Source organism: Pseudomonas sp. B21-056 (genome assembly GCF_026016325.1).
Lineage (GTDB): Bacteria > Pseudomonadota > Gammaproteobacteria > Pseudomonadales > Pseudomonadaceae > Aquipseudomonas.
Genome location: NZ_CP087203.1, coordinates 5107951 through 5125125, shown reverse-complemented (window position 1 = coordinate 5125125; position 17175 = coordinate 5107951). Strand labels below are relative to the sequence as shown.

The window sequence follows — 17175 nt, the reverse complement described above, 5'->3', positions numbered from 1 at the left end:
GTGTTCAATGCATGAGGTTAAGCAAGTGATGAAACATCTATGGGCATGGGTTGGTTTTTCCCTGTTTTGTGGCGTGGCTCAGGCCAGTCCGCAGATCGGTGTCGGGGTGGTCTACGACTACCTGGATGGCAACAAGACCACGTACATGAAGCGGGTGTTCAACGGCGGCACGTCGACGGCTTTCGTCAAGGTGAACATCCTGGAAATCATCTACAACGAAGACGGCACCTACAGCGAGGTGCCCCTGCAGAACCAGGCCAGCGCCCAGGCCAAGGACGGTCTGATGGCCAGCCCGGCGCGCCTGATCGTGCCGGCCAACGGTGTGCAGGGCACGCGCTTGCTGTTCATGGGCGACCGTGACAAGGAGCGTTACTTCCGGGTGCGTTTCGTGCCGGTGGTGCCGGAAGCGGAAGACGAGTTTGCGGTCAGTGCGGAAGAGCGTGAGGCGTATAAAAAAGAGCGCGTGGGGGCCGGGGTCAAGGTACTGGCGGGATACGGCACGGTGTTCTTCGTGCGGCCCAGAAACACCCGCTTCGACACGGTGATCGATAACAGCGCCAATCGCTACATGCTGCGCAACAACGGCAACAGCGTGGTAGTGATCGATGAGTTCAAGGACTGCGAAGCGAAGAAAGAGAACGAATGCCGGCCGACCACCAAGCACCACGTCATGACCGGCCGCACGTTTTCCTTCGACAAGGAAGCGGGGCGGGAATATCGCTTCACCCTGATCGAAGGCGGCGCGACAAAAAACGTCGAGATCAAGGGCTGACGGTGACCGTCGCCGAGTCGTCGCTGACGCAAGAGGTAAATCAAATGATCAAGACACTGATACACCCCCTCGTATTGACCGCGCTGGTATTCCCTTGGGCCTTGGCCTGGGGAGCTGTCGAGCGGGAAACCTTCGAACTCTACGTGACCATTCCGACGGCCGACTTCTATGTGTTGCCCCTCGACCCGCAACTGGTCCAGCGCGAGCAGCGCTTGCCCTTCAGCACCATCACCTCGGACCTCATCCCGTTACGGGCGACCTACGAGGTGAAGAACAGCAACGGCTCCATTGGCGCACGCCTCGGGGAGGAGGCTTACCTGTCCAATGGTCGTGAGCGCATCGACCTGCGTGTGCGCTTCAACGGCGTGCTACTGACCCTGGACTCAACCCAGGTGGTCTCCGCCACCGAGGCCAGGCCCGGACGCCAGGTGCCGCTGGAAATAGCCGCCATCAAACCCGATGACGACTACAAGCCTGGCGATTACTACGGCACGGTGCACATGGTGTTCGATGCCACGGCGCCGTAAGCGATCAGCACACATCGAGCCGATACAGGTTCTGTGTTTTGACAGTGATGGTGGGGCACTGGCGTTGTTTCTCCGCTTTTCAAACAAAAAATAAAAGGATGTTAAGCATGTTCAAGCAATTCGTATCCGTTACTACCCTGGTCGCTGCGGCCTTGAGTCCTTCGCTGGCATGGGGGGCTGATGATGCACGTTCAGCCATCCATGTCAGCGCGAACATTCCGCCCCAGCAGTTTCATGTGCAGCCACGGGATCCGGAATTCGGTAAGGACGAATACATGTATTACGATCCGATCAAAAATAATCTGAGTGTTTTACGCCAGACCTTTGATGTGAAAAATACCGACGGCTCGATCCATGCGCATTTGCCGGAGGACCAGCCCGATCTGAGTAACGGTAATCAGGCTATCCCTCTGCGGGTCAAGTTCAACAATGTTCGCCTGAGTGCCGTGCCCGTCGAAGTGGTGGACGATGCCACGTCTACGCCAGGAACCCAGGCCGAAATGGTCATCAGTGCAGATGCCATTCCTACGAAGCTCACGGGGGGCTTATACACGGTCGGCTTTATCGTGATTTTCGACGCGGTGCCTCGGGTGACGCCGTAATCCGCACATCCGTTACTGGCGCGCCACCAACGGCGTGCACTGGGTATGGCTGCCCGGCTGCAAGTAGGGCGTGAGGAACGGCGCCATCCCCTTGAGCACCTGCACCGGCAAGGCCGAGGTGAACTTGAAATTCTGCGCCGAGGCCCCCGGTACATAAGCCGTAAGGGTGCCGAAATGGCTGTCGCCGATGTAGAACACGAAGGTGGCCGTGCGGTTGATCGACTTGGAACTGAGGATGCGTCCACCGGCGCCGATGGCTTCGATGCGGTTGTCGCCGGTGCCGGTCTTGCCACCCATGGCCAGCGGCGTGCCGTCGGCCAGTTTGAAACTGCCGGCCACCCGTTTCGCGGTGCCGGCATCCACCACCTGGGACAGCGCACCGCGCAGGGCCTGGGCCACTTCGGCCGGCATCACGCGCTTGCCTTTGTCCGGGTCATTGACCAGTTGCGTCTCGTAGGGTGTGTCGACGGCAAAGTGCAGGCTGTCGACCCGCAGCGCCGGTTGGCGGATGCCGTCGTTGAGAATGGTGCCCACCAGTTCCGCCAACGCGGCGGGGCGGTCGCCGGAACTGCCGATGGCGGTGGCCAGTGACGGCACCAGATGGTCGAACGGGTAGCCGACCTGCTGCCAGCGCTGGTGGATATCCAGGAACGCTTCGATCTCGAGCATGGTGCGGATGCGACTGTCGCGGGCACTCTTGTGCCGACTCTTGAACAGCCAGCTGTAGACTTCCTGGCGTTCGAACTCACTGGCCTTGACGATCTGGCTGAACTTGGCGTCGGGGTTGTTCAGCAGGTAACCCATCAACCATAGATCGAGCGGGTGGACCTTGGCGATGAAGCCCTGGTCCGGCAGGTCGTAGGCGCCGGGACCGTAGCTCTGGTAGAGCCGTTCGAGGCGTTCGTCGGTGAGTTTCTCGGCGTTCTTGGTCGATAGCAGGTGGGAACGCACGAAGCGATTGAAGCTGTCCTGGCTGTCGTTGGGAAAGAAATAGCGGTGCACGGCGGCCAGCCGGATTGCCGTGGGGTGCATGCTGTCGAGAAAGGTTTCGAGGCGCTGGCTGGTGTCCTTTTTCTGATACTTCTTCCAGAACCTGAGCAGGAACGAGGTGCCTTCGCGGTCAGCGAACTGGGCCAGGTATTCCTGGCGCCGCGGGTCACTGTCGTCCTTGAGCAATTCGGCGCTGTTGTTGGGGCCGGCATACGTGGCGTAGCGCACCAGGTCGCGCATCAGGCGAATGAACGGCAGGTTGATCGACTCGCGCAAGGCATCGCGCAAGGTGGGGTTGCGGCCGTTATCCTCGCTACGGAAGTTGTGGAAGGTGTGCAGTCCGCCACCGGTGAAAAATGCCTCGCCGGGGCTGGCTGAGTACGTGCGATCCAATGCCGCCTCGAGCATCTTCGGCAGGCTGCGGTCGCTGTTCTGGATCAGGTAGTCGACGGCCCAGCGGGACAGGCGATCCTGCTCGGCGACCTCGACTTTTTTCAGGGCCGCCGGGGTTTGCGCGCCGTAGCGGTCGTGCAGTTCGGCCATGATCTGCAGGTAGGTGGTGAGTACCCGCAGCTTGGCGGTGGAGCCCAGTTCGAGTTTGCTGCCTTCGTTGATGTCGAAAGGCTGGTCGGTGCTGTCGGTCTGCACCCGCACGCGCGAACCATCCGGGGTCAGTTCCAGCAGGGTAAAGCTGTAGCGTACCTGGGTGGTGCTGGTGGGGGTGAGCAGGCGTTCGCCCATCAGGCCGATCTCGGTCGCGAAGGCCGGGTCGGCCAGGCGCTTGAGGTACTCGGTGGCCTGGGTCTGCAAGTCGTTTTGCAAGGTGCTGGTGGCGGACAGGTCCAGGCGATCGAGGTCGTACAGCGGACGGTTGAGCAGCGTGGCGAGGCGACTGCGGGCGGCGCTGATGCCTTTGTTGGTTTCGTTGGGCTGGATCGTCGGTTGCTGCACCCAATCGCGATAACTGACCTTGCTCGCCAGGGCGGCATCGGCCAGGGCGCCGTCGATTACACCGTTCTGGGCCAGCAGCCGGAGGTGACTGTCCGTCAGGCTCGCCAGTTCGTCATGCCCCTTGGACAGGTAATGGGAAGGGCGGCGCTGGGCGATCATCAACGACAGCATTTCCCGCAGGGCCAGACCCTTTTCCGCCAGACTCCGTGGGTCGGTGGCGGTGCTGAACAACTGCTCGTTGGCCCGGTTGAAATCGGCGCCGTACCAGACCCGCAAGCCTTCAGCCATGCCATGCACTTCTCCGTGCCCCGGTACGGCAGAGAGCGGCACGCTGTTGAGGTAGTCGCGCACGATCCGCTGCCGTGCCTCGAGGGTCTGCGGACCGGCCTGATAGGCGCGCACGCTGGCGGAAATCATCTGGCGGATCTTCTCGCCTCCCGAAACGGTCAGGCCATCGGGGGAGTGGCGGTACTTTTCCAGTTGCGTCGCCAGGGTACTGCCGCCAGCGGACTGCCCCGGCAGGCTCAGCAACTTGGCCACTTGCGACCATGCCGCCATGCCAAAGCGTGGCCAGTCCACTGCCGGGTTGGCCTGAGGTTGCCGGGGATCGAGCAGGAAGCGGTTCTCGATGAACAGCAGGCTTTGTACCACCACCGGAGGGATGGCGTCGAAACTCGCATATAGCTGTTGTGGGTACTTGAACTGGTAGAGCGGCGCGGCGCGGCAATCGGTGATGGTCAGGCCGGCCTGGATCTTTTCCGGATAGGGCACGAACAGGCCTTTTGCGACGTAGTCCATCAGGGCTGGTGAGAAGCGCGTCTGGGCCTGGATCACGTAGTTGCGCTTGAGCAGTCGCGGCAGGAACTCCCCCAGCGAGCTGTAGCCCAGCCGCCGGTCGAACGGGCCTGCACCGGGATAAACGACGGCATCGCTGGGCCCCGGTTGCACCGAGTAGCTCAGGGATGCGGCGTATTTGCTGATCTCCCTGGCCTGGAACCGCGAGGTGCGCATTTCCTTGGCCACCGCGAGGCCGACCACCACGATGATAATCAGCAGCAGCAACCAGAACGCCCGCCAGCCATGCCGTGCGCGGCGTTTTTTTGGGGGTGTAGGCGCTTCTTCCATACGTTCAGTCGGGACCACAGGTTTGCTCGAATCGGTCTGCCACAAAGCGCCCATAGTCACTGATCCATTCATGCTGATTGATCGGACTTGCTTGAAGCTTAGACGGTGGTTTGCGTGGGAGGAGAGGAAATTGTGGACACTCAACCCAATGGCGTTCATCGATGCCAGGAGCCTGGTGGGCCTTCGTGGCGAGGGAGCTTGCTCCCGCTCGGCTGCGCAGCAGACGCAACAATGGAGGGGCTGAAGATCATCATCGGTTGAAAAAAGCAGGAACGGCTTCGCCCGAGGCGTCGGACCGTCCCAGCGGGGCAAGAGCACCTATAGCCAAATGGCATCCCAATGTGGGTAATCGCCAATGCGGTCCACCAACCCTGCACGAAGCGGATTGGCAACGATGTAGTGGGCGACGGCTTGCAGGTCTTCGTTGTCGCGTATTGCGCGGTCGTGGAAGCCGCTTTGCCAGAAGGCACCTTGTCTATTCATTGCCCGATTAATTGCAAGGGTGCTGCGAGATTTGACGGCCTGCATGACATGAGGGAGTCGGGCTTGCTCCAGTTGCATCAACCAGTGCATGTGGTCTGGCATCACAACCCAAGCCAACGAGTTGACATGGCCCAGGTCATGGGCCAGACGCAACTCTGCAATCAGCAGTCGAGCCAGTCGCCAGTCTCTGAACAGAGGGTTACGTTGGTGAACAACCGTCGTGACGAGATAGCCTCGCCCCTGTTCCGAAGCGCGGCCGTGACGCAAGCGATGAGAGTTTGGATGTGGAGGACGCATTCCTTGGCTTCCTGTGGCTGGAGTATTTATCTACGGTAGTCGCACCTACATTGCACCGACGCGTTGATGCTCGAACGACGTTTCCCAAAAAGAGGTAGGACCTGAGGCGAGGGAGCTTGCTCCCGCTGGTTCGGTCCGACGCTTCGGGTTAAGCCGCTCTTACTTTTTCCAACCGATGATGACCTTCACCCATTCCATTTTTGCGTCTGCTGCGCAGCCGAGCGGGAGCAAGCTCCCTCGCCACAGGGTATGGGATGGCTGAGCGTCTTGGGTTAGGGCTATTTGCTGAGGTGCAACCCCAACCGCCTCGTTTACCCATTCAATCCCCTGTAATCCCAGTCAATACATCTCCAAAAACCCAACTTTAGCTATGGCTTATCCCTGAATTTCCAAGTTTTTACAGTGAAACTCTCTATCCCGCACTTTTTATACTGCACGGCCCACCGACCTTGAAGTTCCGGCTTGCGGGACGGTCTGTCCACGAGACAGGCCCGGTTTCGGCAGGGTGGCAGGCTTATTGGCCTGTGGCCCTGGAAACCCGGTGGCTCATCCAATAACAACACGGAGTTGTATCCCTATGCCTGTCGGCAATCATCTGCCCCCTGGCGAGACCGCCCAGGGTGGTCCGCTCAAACGTGAGCTCGGCGAGCGGCATATCCGCCTGATGGCGCTTGGCGCCTGCATCGGTGTCGGGCTGTTCCTCGGTTCGGCCAAGGCCATCGAAATGGCCGGCCCGGCGATCATGCTGTCCTACATCATGGGTGGCCTGGCGATTCTGGTGATCATGCGCGCCCTCGGCGAGATGGCCGTGCACAATCCGGTGGCCGGTTCGTTCAGCCGTTATGCCCAGGATTACCTCGGCCCGCTGGCCGGTTTCCTGACCGGCTGGAACTACTGGTTCCTGTGGCTGGTGACCTGCGTGGCGGAAATCACCGCGGTGGCGGTGTACATGGGCATCTGGTTCCCCGACGTGCCTCGCTGGATCTGGGCCCTGGCCGCACTGGTCAGCATGGGCTCGATCAACCTGATCGCGGTCAAGGCCTTCGGCGAGTTCGAGTTCTGGTTCGCCCTGATCAAGATCGTGACCATCATCGCCATGGTCATCGGCGGCGTGGGCATCATTGCCTTCGGGTTCGGCAACGACGGCGTGGCCCTGGGCATTTCCAATCTCTGGAGCCATGGTGGGTTCATGCCCAATGGCGTGCAGGGCGTGCTGATGTCCCTGCAGATGGTGATGTTCGCCTACCTGGGCGTGGAGATGATCGGCCTGACCGCCGGTGAGGCGAAGAACCCGCAGAAAACCATCCCCAACGCCATCGGCTCGGTGTTCTGGCGGATCCTGCTGTTCTATGTCGGCGCGTTGTTCGTGATCCTGTCGATCTACCCGTGGAGCGAGATCGGCACCCAGGGCAGCCCGTTCGTGATGACTTTCGAGCGCCTGGGCATCAAGACCGCCGCCGGCATCATCAACTTCGTGGTCATCACCGCAGCGCTGTCGTCCTGTAACGGCGGCATCTTCAGCACCGGACGTATGCTCTACAGCCTGGCCCAGAACGGCCAGGCCCCGGCCGGTTTCGCCACCACCTCGGCCAACGGCGTACCGCGCCGCGCATTGTTGTTGTCCATTGCCGCATTGCTATTGGGCGTGTTGCTCAATTACTTGGTGCCGGAAAAAGTCTTCGTCTGGGTGACCTCCATCGCCACCTTCGGTGCGATCTGGACCTGGGTCATGATCCTGCTGGCCCAGCTCAGGTTCCGCAAAGGCCTGAGCGCGTCCGAGCGTGCGGCGTTGAAATACCGCATGTGGCTGTACCCGGTCAGCTCGTACCTGGCGTTGGCGTTCCTGGTATTGGTGGTGGGGCTGATGGCGTACTTCCCGGATACACGGGTGGCGCTGTATGTGGGGCCGGCGTTTCTGGTGTTGCTGACGGTGTTGTTTTATACCTTTAAGTTGCAGCCGACCGCGAGGGGCAGGGCGCAGTGCGTTCAGCTTCGTAAATTGAGCGTGAAATAAAAGAGAGCCCCGGTCGGATGATCGGGGTTTTTTGTGCGCCACCACCAACTGAACTACAGGACACCTGTTAGTTCTTACAGTAGATCGAGTATCGACAGATACCCTAGTGTCCTGTCTCGGAAATAAGCTGTTCATTTTTGGCGGCGTCTTGGGTGCCCGGCCAGCGTTACCACTCCTCGCCATAGCCCTGCTATGACTCGTCGCGGCGCCTTGGCCGAACAACCAAGCCACTCGCCAAAAGAGAACGTACTTCCGAGACAGGACACTAGATTAAGTCGCCTGAAGCACCGACACGGTCGGGAGTATTCATGAACGCGATATGGAAAGCTTTTCTCACTTACGCACTGGTTGGGCTGGCCAATACGCTGATCCATTGGCAGGTGTTTTTCGTGCTGCGGGTAGCGTTCGGCTTCAATCAAGCGATGAGTAATTTCGTTGCCTTCTATGTCGCGGCCTCATTCTCTTTTTATGTGAATGCGCTCTACACCTTCGAGGCCAAGACCTCAGTGTTCGGCTATGTTCTTTTCTTATGTGTCATGGGTGCCCTCAGCTTCTTAGTGGGTTACCTGGGCGATCGCTGGCATATCCACGGCCTGCTGACCGTGGCGGTATTTTCGCTGTTGAGCCTGGTGATCGGTTTCCTGTTGTCTCGTTTTGTAGTGTTTCGTGGACATCGCCAATGAACGTTTCGTTGATCGTTCCGGTATTCAATGAAGAACAGGCCATCCACCTGTTTTACGACAGTGTCCGTCGGCATCCGGCGTTGAAAGACCATGCCGTCGAGATTGTATTTATCAACGACGGCAGCGCCGACCAGACCGCCGCTATCGCCCGCGAGATCGCACTTGTGGACAGCCGGGTCCTATTGATCACCTTCTCCCGTAACTTTGGCAAGGAACCTGCCCTGTTTGCCGGCCTTGAGTACGCTAGCGGCGATGTGGTGATCCCGATGGACGTGGACCTACAGGATCCCATCGACGTCATTCCACGGCTGATCGCCGAATGGGAGAGGGGCGCCGAAGTGGTGCTGGCCAAGCGGCGCGATCGCTCATCGGACAGTTATCTCAAGCGCCGGGGAGCGGCACTGTTCTATGGTGTGCTCAATCACATTGCCAACCCGCACATCGAACAGAACGTCGGGGATTTTCGCCTGATGGACCGCAATGTGGTGGAAGTGATCAAGGCACTTCCCGAATACCAGCTGTTCATGAAGGGTGTGTTGTCGTGGGCCGGTTTCAACACCGTGGTCATCGAATATGATCGGCCCCGTCGCGTTGCCGGCAAGAGCAAGTTCAATGGCTGGAAGTTGTGGAACCTTGCGCTTGAAGGCATTACTTCGTTCAGCACGGTGCCGTTGCGGTTGTGGACTTACGTGGGCGGTTGCATTTCGTTGGTTTCGCTTCTGTATGCGATTTACATGGTGCTGGACAAAATTCTGTTTGGTAACGATATGCCGGGTTATCCATCGCTGATGGTTGCGATTTTGTTCTTGGGCGGTGTGCAACTGGTGGGTATCGGGGTGCTGGGTGAGTACATCGGGCGGATCTATCTGGAGACTAAGCATCGGCCTCGGTATGTCATCAAGGAAATGATCCGGGAAGGCAGGGTGAAATCCCGGGATGGGTCATGATGAGCGACTTTTTCTATCGCGAGCTCAATCGTCACCAGATCGCGTTGTTTTTCTTGACGGCAATCTTGCTCTACGTCCTGCCGCTGATTCTTGCTGATTTTCGCTATATCGACGATAACTGGCGGGCGCTGGAAGCGGGAATGGCCTGGACTGACCAAGGGCGCTGGTTCTCTGATCTGTTATATCAAGCGCTGTCCTTCACCCGCGCCGCGCCGGATGTCTTTCCGCTGCCGTTGTTGTGCGTCGCATTGGCCATGTCCATGGCTTTGACTCGCCTGACCTTTCATTACTTCCCTCAGCCGACACTGGCCTGTTGTTTGGTCTCGTTGCCCCTCTGGTACAACCCCTTTCTGTTGCAGAACCTGTCGTATCAATATGACGGTCCCGCTATGGCACTGAGTCTGGTTGCTGTCATTTACGCAGTGACCTTTCAGCAGACTTCGCGAATACGTCAATGGTGGTTGCCAGTCGGGTTGTTGGTGTTGGCATTCGGGCTCTATCAGGTCAGTTTCAATGTGTTCCTGGGCCTGTGTTGCCTGGAACTGCTCAGGGCGGCATATAAACGGGAACCGTACCCACAGTGGCTGGAAATATTGGGTCGGAAGCTGACTCAACTTGGCTTGGCCGTTCTGATTTATTTTGCCATCGCCGTGTTGATCATGGGAACGGAGCGCACTGCATTGTTGAATTGGAAAGCCGATCCGCTGCTGCAGATCGGCATCAATATCGGACGAGTGTCAGAGAAGGTCGCGTTACTGTTTCACGGCGGATACGCCTGGCTATTGGCCGCGCTGATTCTGTGGGCGTTTATAGGTGTCATGCGGTTGGGCTGCCGGATACTGGAGTGTGAGGAACAACGTTGGAGAACTGTCGTGATGGTCCTGGGGTGTTTGCTGACGTTGCCCTTATTGATCCTGCTGGTACCTGGCATCACGCTGTTATTTCGTGATTTCAACGAAGGCGCTCGCACCCTGATGGGCTTCGGCGTGTTGCTGATGTTGTTGTTTTATCTTGCTTATCTGGCCCTTGCACCGATCCATCCTCGTCTGCCGCTGCTGCTCATCATTCCGCTTTTGGCAACGCTTTCACTGTCCTTCGCTTATGGCCGGGTGCTGACCTTGCAAAAAACCTTCACCAACGGTGCGCTTTACAGTCTGGGGTATGACATTACTTCGCACCAGGAGCTGTACGAGGCCAAGCGGATTTATCTATCGGTCACCTATTCTGACTACTGGCTGGTAAGCGCTTGCGGCTCGTTCCAACAGCTGCCGGTTCTGCCTTATCTGTTGAACATCGATTACCTCGTGCTCTCGAAGAGCTTGCCGTTAATGGGCATCACCAACGTCGCTGTGGAACGTGAGCGGCGCAATGCGACGCATGTTGGCTATCTAGGCTATGTGCCCGTCGTGGACAACCAGTATTACCGGATTTATTTGTTGGGTGACTATGGTTTCATCGTTATGAAAGAGCCTGCGCGGATCAATCGTCGTGCGGTTAACTGCGGCGACTTGGCTCGATAGTCATGTGGCCGCTTGTTCTTACGGTTGCTTTGAAGTTGCGCAGCGTCGAAACGGTTCGCTGCGCGATTGCTCACGCAGCCCCCACCTCCAAAGGCTCAAAACTGTCCGCCCGCGCCATCTGCCACATCCGCGAGTAAAACGCGCCATTGACCTCGCCCGTCAGCAATTCCCCCGGCTTCAGAAACACATGCAACTGTGAAAACAACTTGATCTCAGTCGCTGACATCCGCCGGACCAGATGCTTGGGTTGCAGTTGCGAAGGGTGTTCGAGGCCGGCGGCGGCGAGCATTTCCGCCAGGGCCTTGAGGGTGTTGCGGTGGAAGCTGTAGACCCGCTGGGCCTTGTCCGGGACGACCAGGGCGCGTTGGCGCAAGGTGTCCTGGGTGGCGACGCCGGTGGGGCATTTGTTGGTGTGGCAGCTTTGCGACTGGATGCAGCCGATGGCGAACATGAAGCCCCGGGCGGCGTTGGCCCAGTCGGCGCCGATGGCCAGGACGCTGGCGATGTCGAAGGCGCTGACGATCTTACCGCTGGCGCCGAGCTTGATCTTGTCCCGCAGGTTCAGGCCCACCAGGGTGTTGTGAACGAACAGCAGGCCCTCGCGCAACGGCGCGCCGATGTGGTCGGTGAACTCGACCGGTGCGGCGCCGGTGCCGCCTTCCTTGCCATCGACCACGATGAAGTCGGGCAGGATGCCGGTTTCCAGCATGGCCTTAGCGATCCCCATGAACTCCCATGGATGACCCAGGCAGAACTTGAAGCCCACCGGTTTGCCCCCGGACAGCTCACGCAACTGCTGCACGAACCGCATCAACTCGATGGGCGTGGAAAACGCGCTGTGGCATGACGGTGAAACGCAATCCTCGCCCATGCGGATGCCGCGGGTTTCGGCGATTTCCCGGGTGACCTTGTGCTTGGGCAGAATCCCGCCGTGGCCGGGCTTGGCGCCCTGGCTCATCTTGATTTCGATCATCCGTACCTGTGGGTTCCGGGCCTGGGCGGCGAAACGCTCCGGGTCGAAGTGGCCGTCCGGGGTGCGGCAGCCGAAATAACCGCTGCCCAGCTCCCAGGTCAGGTCGCCGCCATGTTCACGGTGGTAGGGGCTGATGCTGCCTTCGCCGGTGTCGTGGGCGAAGTTGCCGAGCTTCGCCCCCTGGTTCAACGCCCGGATGGCGTTGGCACTCAGGGAGCCGAAGCTCATGGCGGAAATGTTGAACACCGAGGCCGAGTACGGCTGGGCGCATTGCGGGCCGCCGACCGTTACGCGAAAACCGCTGGGGTCGCTCAATGGGGCCGGGCGCATGGAGTGGCCGATGAATTCGAAACCGGCCTGGTAAACGTCGATCAAGGTGCCGAAGGGTTTGTCGGCGCTTTCGTTCTTGGCCCGGGAATATACCAATGAGCGTTGGGCGCGGGAGAAGGGCAGGGCGTCGCTGTCGGATTCGAGCAGGTATTGGCGGATCTCCGGGCGGATGCCTTCGACCAGGTAGCGGATATTGCCCAGGATCGGATAGTTGCGCCGCACGGCGTGACGGCTTTGCAGCAGGTCGAACAACCCCAGCAGGCTCAGCAGCCCGGTCAGCAGCGCAATCGGCCAGAGCCAGTCATGCGCAAGGAACGGCAGGCTGGCGAGGGTGAACAGCACACAGCCGGCAAAGAAGGCGTAACGGCTCAGTAGAGACAGGCTCATGCGGTTTCCTTGGGGTAGGGGCGAAGGGCTCTGTGGCGAGGGAGCTTGCTCCCGCTGGATTGCGAAGCGATCCTGAGGGCGGCTGCTGCGCACCCGAGCGGGAGCAAGCTCCCTCGCCACGGGGATTGGGGCATTCTGCGCTGGTGGCCAAACGCTGGGCAACCGGTGATGAGAGGATTTCATGTGGTGAGGGGATTTATCTGTGGCGAGGGGATTTATCCCCGCTGGGCCGCGTAGGAGCTGTCGAGCGAAGCGAGGCTGCGATCTTTCCAATGACACTTGAGTCTCAAGCGAAAGATCAAAAGATCGCAGCCTCGCTTCGCTCGACAGCTCCTACGCGCGCTCGCCACAGACGATTTTTCTCCGGGCTTTAGGGTCACTCCACCAACCTCATCTGCCGCACCGGCAATTCAACCCGGAACGTCGTACCCACGCCCACTTCGCTGCGCACGGTGATCTCGCCGTTGTGCTTCTTCACGATGCCATAGGACAACGACAGCCCAAGCCCCGTGCCCTGGCCGATGGGTTTGGTGGTAAAGAACGGGTCGAAGATTTTTTGCAGGGTTTCCGGCGGGATGCCCGAGCCGTTGTCGGCGACCTCGATCCACACGGTGTCACCGTCGACGCCGTTACGCAGGGTGATGGTGCCGCGTTCGGGGCCGATGGCCTGGGCGGCGTTGACGATCAGGTTCATGATCACCTGATTGATCTGCGACGGCAGGCATTCGACCTCTGGCAGCGGGCTGTACTCCTTGATCACGTCGGCCTTGTACTTGATTTCGTTGGCAACGATGTTCAGGGTCGAGTCCATGCCCTGTTGCAGGTTCGCCATCTGCCATTCCTGGTTGGAATCCACGCGGGAGAAGTCCTTCAGGTCCTTGACGATCTGTCCGACCCGGGCGATGCCGTCCTTGGACTCCTTGATCAGCAACGGAATGTCCTCGACGAGGAACTCCAGCTCCACCTGTTCGCGCAGCTTGGTCAGGTACATCACCAGTTCTGGCGAGGCGATGGCTTCTTCGGCGTTGCCATAGGCCAGGAGCATTTCCTCCAGTTTGCCGAAGTAGCCGTCCAGTGCCCCCAGGTTGGAAGAAATGAAACCGATCGGGTTGTTGATTTCATGGGCCACCCCGGCAGCCAACTGACCCAGCGAAGCGAGTTTCTCCGACTGCACCAACTGGGTTTCGAGCATCTTGCGTTCGTCGATTTCCATCTGCAGCAGGGTACTGGCCTGCTTGAACGCCTGGGTGCGTTGCTGCACCAGCTCTTCGAGCTTGCTCATCTTCAACTGCGCGCGCGAAGTCATTTCCCATTTGGTGGTCAGGGTGTTGGCCATCTGCTGGACTTCGATGTTGTCGAAGGGCTTTTTCAGGATCAACAGGCGATCATGGCCGTTCAGTCGATCCAGCAGTTCATCCCAGGAATAATCCGAATAGGCCGTGCAAACCACCACCTGCAACTGCGGGTCATCCTTCCACAGTTCTTCGATGGTCTTGGCACCGTCCCACCCCTCGGGCATGCGCATGTCGACGAAGGCCAGGGCATACGGGCGATCCTTTACCAGTGCGTCCTGCAATTTGCTCAAGCCTTCCTGGCCGCCATAGGCCGAGTCGAGCTCGAACACCGTGCCGACCGGTTTCGGTGCTTCGCCAAACAGCGCGCTTTCCATGTCCTGCAGGTCGGCGTTGCTGTCGTCCTGGGGGGTGAGAATCTTGCGAAAATCCTCATGAATGGCGGGCGTATCGTCGATCAACAGAATGCGCCGGTTATTCAAATTGTTCATGAATCATCTTCCGCGAGTTTCAGGGGAACGTGCAGTACGAACGTCGCCCCCTTGCCTGGCCCCTCACTGTGGGCGGTGAGGCGGCCGTTCATTTCGATGGCGGCCGTTGCACAGCTGTGCAGGCCGAACCCGTGGCCTTCCTTGCGTGTAGTAAAACCGTGGGCAAAGATTCGTGTCATGTTTTCTTCCGGAATACCTTCACCTTCGTCCTTGACACTGATCTGCAAGGTCTCGTCATTTACGACCGCCGCGCTCAGGGTCATGTTCCGCGCATGATTCGAAACCCCGGCCATGGCGTATTTGGCGTTGCTGATCAGGTTGATCAGGATCAGCAGCAAGCGGTGTTTGTCGCCCATGATTCGCGGCACGTTGCCGTACTCCTTGATCACCGTCACATGGTGCCGGGTCAGGGCTCCGGAGTTCATGCGCAGCGCGTCCTCGAGCAGTTCGCTGACCATCAGGGGCTCCATCAGGCTGTTGGCGCCGGCGTAGGATTGCTGCGTGGAAACGATGTCCTTGATGTGGTCCACGCTCTTGCTCAACTGGGCCAACTCGTCGATCAGGCTCTGCTGTTCGACCGTCATCGCTTCCACCAGTTGATTGAGGTAGCCGGGTAGCAGCTTGCCTTTCTCGTCTTCGGTGAGGAAATGCCCCAGGTCATGGGGGTGATCGTTGATCAGGCTCATCGCCTTGCCCAACCCCTGGGCCTTGCTGCTGCGCAGCTTGCGGCTGACCAGGTCGGCGGAAATGTTCACGCTGTTGAGCACGTTGCCGACGTTGTGCAGCACGTTGGTGGCGATTTCCGCCATGCCGGCCTGGCGGGCGGTGTCCATCAGTTCGCTCTGGGTATCCTTGAGCTGGCGGGTGCGTTCCTCGACCCGTTGTTCCAGTTCGTCGTTGGCGGTTTGCAGGGCTTTGTTGACGTGCTTGATCTCGGCGAAGCTGCGCACCAGCCGGACGGCCAGCCAGATCAGGATCAACACCAGGAGGGTGGCGAACACCAGCAGATACACGTGATTGCGCTGGTACTTGCTGGCGGCTATTTCCTGGTCCTTCTCGAGCAGGTTGGTGATGGCGTCCAGATGATCCGAGACGGGAACGGCTTCGATGCCTTCCAGCAACTCATTGACCCGCGGTTGTTCGCGCAGGATCAGGGCGATGTGCCGGCTCAGGATGTCGATGGAGTCATGCAGGCCTACCGGTAGGCGCTCCTTGTTGACATCGAGGCGATTCAGGCCAAGCAGCACCTCGGCGGCAATTTCACGGGTGGTGAGCAGCGAGAACTCCATGCTGCTGAGCAACAGGTCGTAGGTGTCGATGGCGACACTTTGCAACTGCAGTTTGTCGTCGTCGGGCAGTTGGGCGAACTCGGCCTGGATGTCGTCCTCGGCGGTGGGCAGGAACGCCAGGGAGTTGCGCAGCACCGAGTTGTGGGACTTGAACTGTTCCACCAGGCGGGTCTTTTCCTTGATTGCCTTGAGGTACTCGTCGCGCTGGGTTTCCCAGAGCGAGGGCCCGTGGCGTCCCTGTTCCGATTCAATGGCGTCGAGGCGTTGCCACAGGCGCGTCATTTCGTGCAGCGGGGAAACCAGCGGGTCGTAGTTGTGGCTCAGGGCGACCCGGGACTTGAGCACTTCGTTGTCCCAGATGGCGTCCTGCTGCTTGAGCAGGCGGATCAGGTCCCGGGACTCAATGTACGAGGCCGCCTGCTGTGCGCTCGAGTTGACGTACATGAACAGCAGGACCGAGGCGAGCAGTGCGCCGATGAAGAACAGGCCGAAGCGGCGAAGGGCCTTCATAGTGGCTTGCCCTCCCATTCGCCGGTCAGGGTCTTGAGGAATTCGACGATCAGCTCTGTATCGTTCTTCACGGGTTCACGGCCCAACTGGTACTTGAACATCACTTCCACCGCACGCTCCAGGGTGGGGGCGGAGCCGCTATGGAAATAGGGCGCGGTCACGGCCACGTTGCGTAGGCTGGGTACCTTGAAGACCTGGCGGTCGGACTCATCGCCGGTGATATTGAAGCGGCCTTCGTCGGCCGGGGTGGGGTTGCCCCGGTCCGCGATGTAATCACCCATGACGCCGAACTTCTGGAACATGTTGCCGCCGATGTTCACGCCCTGGTGGCAAGCAATGCAGCCGTACTCCTTGAAACGCTGGTAACCGAACTTTTCCCGGGGCGTGAGGATGTCGGTATTGCCCAGCAGATATTGGTCGAAGCGCGAGTTGGGCGTCAGCAGGGTGCGCTCGAAATCGGCCAGGGCACCCTGGATATTGGGCTGGGTGACGCCGTCGGGGTAGGCACTGGCAAAGTCCTTGGCATAGCCCGGATCATCGGCGATGCGCTTGACCACCGACTCCCAGGTGTTGCCCATTTCCGTGGGGCTGGTCACCACGGCATGCACCTGTTCTTCGAGGGTGTCGACGCGACCGTCCCAGAACTGGTGGAAGTTCAGGCTGGCGTTGAACACGGTGGGCGTGTTGACCGCCACCGGTTTGCCGTCGAAGCCCAGGGAAAGTGCTTTGTCGTCGGCGCCGCCCTTGTCCAGTCGATGGCAACTGGCGCAGGACAGGGTGTTGTTGACCGACAGCCGTGGGTCAAAGAACAGTCGCTGGCCCAACTGGACACGCTTGGGGTCCAGGTTCGGAGCGGGGGGCAGCGGTTTGAGCGGCTCGTCCAGTGGTGCGGCGTGAGCGGTCACGCCTAAGCCCATGAGCAGGCCGAGAGCGAATAACAGTCCAGATGACGCCATCGGATGCTTCCTTGAATCTCTTGGTTGATGGGTGTT

At 59.5% G+C, this 17175-nt stretch carries 13 protein-coding genes and 1 pseudogene; 8 read left to right on the top strand and 6 right to left on the bottom strand.

Annotated features, from left to right (window positions below; all coding sequences use genetic code 11):
• The first annotated feature begins 28 nt into the window (after positions 1-28).
• The 3 genes from LOY67_RS22215 to LOY67_RS22205 all read left to right on the top strand — a co-directional run bounded on the left by LOY67_RS22215 (position 29) and on the right by LOY67_RS22205 (position 1901).
• Positions 29-772, top strand: a complete 744-nt coding sequence (locus tag LOY67_RS22215) for a molecular chaperone (protein ID WP_265067807.1) — start codon at positions 29-31, stop codon at positions 770-772.
• 44 nt (positions 773-816) lie between these two features.
• Positions 817-1299, top strand: a complete 483-nt coding sequence (locus LOY67_RS22210) for a CS1 type fimbrial major subunit (RefSeq protein ID WP_265064457.1) — start codon at positions 817-819, stop codon at positions 1297-1299.
• Positions 1300-1406: 107 nt separating this feature from the next.
• On the top strand, positions 1407-1901 hold the full coding sequence (locus LOY67_RS22205; protein WP_265064456.1) for a fimbrial protein: 495 nt from the start codon (positions 1407-1409) through the stop codon (positions 1899-1901).
• Between the two features lie 12 nt (positions 1902-1913).
• Here the strand turns inward: LOY67_RS22205 and LOY67_RS22200 are convergent, their stop codons facing one another.
• Together LOY67_RS22200 and LOY67_RS22195 are read right to left on the bottom strand one after the other, a co-directional pair.
• Positions 1914-5021, bottom strand: a complete 3108-nt coding sequence (locus LOY67_RS22200) for a transglycosylase domain-containing protein (RefSeq protein WP_265064455.1) — start codon at positions 5019-5021, stop codon at positions 1914-1916.
• A gap of 264 nt (positions 5022-5285) precedes the next feature.
• On the bottom strand, positions 5286-5747 hold the full coding sequence (locus LOY67_RS22195; RefSeq protein ID WP_265064454.1) for an REP-associated tyrosine transposase: 462 nt from the start codon (positions 5745-5747) through the stop codon (positions 5286-5288).
• 577 nt (positions 5748-6324) lie between these two features.
• On the opposite strand from LOY67_RS22195, the gene LOY67_RS22190 reads away from it, so the two are divergent.
• The 5 genes from LOY67_RS22190 to LOY67_RS28670 all read left to right on the top strand — a co-directional run bounded on the left by LOY67_RS22190 (position 6325) and on the right by LOY67_RS28670 (position 11240).
• A complete protein-coding gene (locus LOY67_RS22190; RefSeq protein ID WP_265064453.1) occupies positions 6325-7761 on the top strand; it encodes an amino acid permease in 1437 nt (478 codons plus the stop codon).
• A gap of 308 nt (positions 7762-8069) precedes the next feature.
• Positions 8070-8444: a GtrA family protein gene (locus LOY67_RS22185; RefSeq protein ID WP_265064452.1), complete on the top strand. Its 375-nt coding sequence runs from the start codon at positions 8070-8072 to the stop codon at positions 8442-8444.
• The gene (locus LOY67_RS22180; protein ID WP_265064451.1) at positions 8441-9391 is read left to right on the top strand and encodes a glycosyltransferase family 2 protein; all 951 of its coding nucleotides are present in this window, start codon (positions 8441-8443) and stop codon (positions 9389-9391) included. The genes LOY67_RS22185 and LOY67_RS22180 overlap by 4 nt, the downstream gene beginning before the upstream one ends.
• Positions 9391-10911, top strand: a complete 1521-nt coding sequence (locus LOY67_RS22175; protein ID WP_265064450.1) for a glucosyltransferase domain-containing protein — start codon at positions 9391-9393, stop codon at positions 10909-10911. The genes LOY67_RS22180 and LOY67_RS22175 overlap by 1 nt, the downstream gene beginning before the upstream one ends.
• A 146-nt stretch (positions 10912-11057) precedes the next feature.
• A complete protein-coding gene (locus tag LOY67_RS28670) occupies positions 11058-11240 on the top strand; it encodes a DNA repair protein RecO C-terminal domain-containing protein (RefSeq protein ID WP_413776226.1) in 183 nt (60 codons plus the stop codon).
• On the opposite strand, the pseudogene LOY67_RS28665 reads toward LOY67_RS28670, so the two are convergent.
• The 4 genes and pseudogenes from LOY67_RS28665 to LOY67_RS22155 all read right to left on the bottom strand — a co-directional run.
• Positions 11192-12214: pseudogene (locus LOY67_RS28665) on the bottom strand (FMN-binding glutamate synthase family protein); the annotation flags it as partial. The gene LOY67_RS28670 and the pseudogene LOY67_RS28665 overlap by 49 nt on opposite strands.
• Before the next feature lie 763 nt (positions 12215-12977).
• Positions 12978-14384, bottom strand: a complete 1407-nt coding sequence (locus tag LOY67_RS22165; RefSeq protein ID WP_265064448.1) for an ATP-binding protein — start codon at positions 14382-14384, stop codon at positions 12978-12980.
• On the bottom strand, positions 14381-16183 hold the full coding sequence (locus tag LOY67_RS22160; protein WP_265064447.1) for a DAHL domain-containing protein: 1803 nt from the start codon (positions 16181-16183) through the stop codon (positions 14381-14383). Before LOY67_RS22160 ends, LOY67_RS22165 begins: the two co-directional genes overlap by 4 nt.
• On the bottom strand, positions 16180-17139 hold the full coding sequence (locus LOY67_RS22155) for a cytochrome-c peroxidase (protein WP_265064446.1): 960 nt from the start codon (positions 17137-17139) through the stop codon (positions 16180-16182). Before LOY67_RS22155 ends, LOY67_RS22160 begins: the two co-directional genes overlap by 4 nt.
• Positions 17140-17175 lie beyond the last annotated feature (36 nt).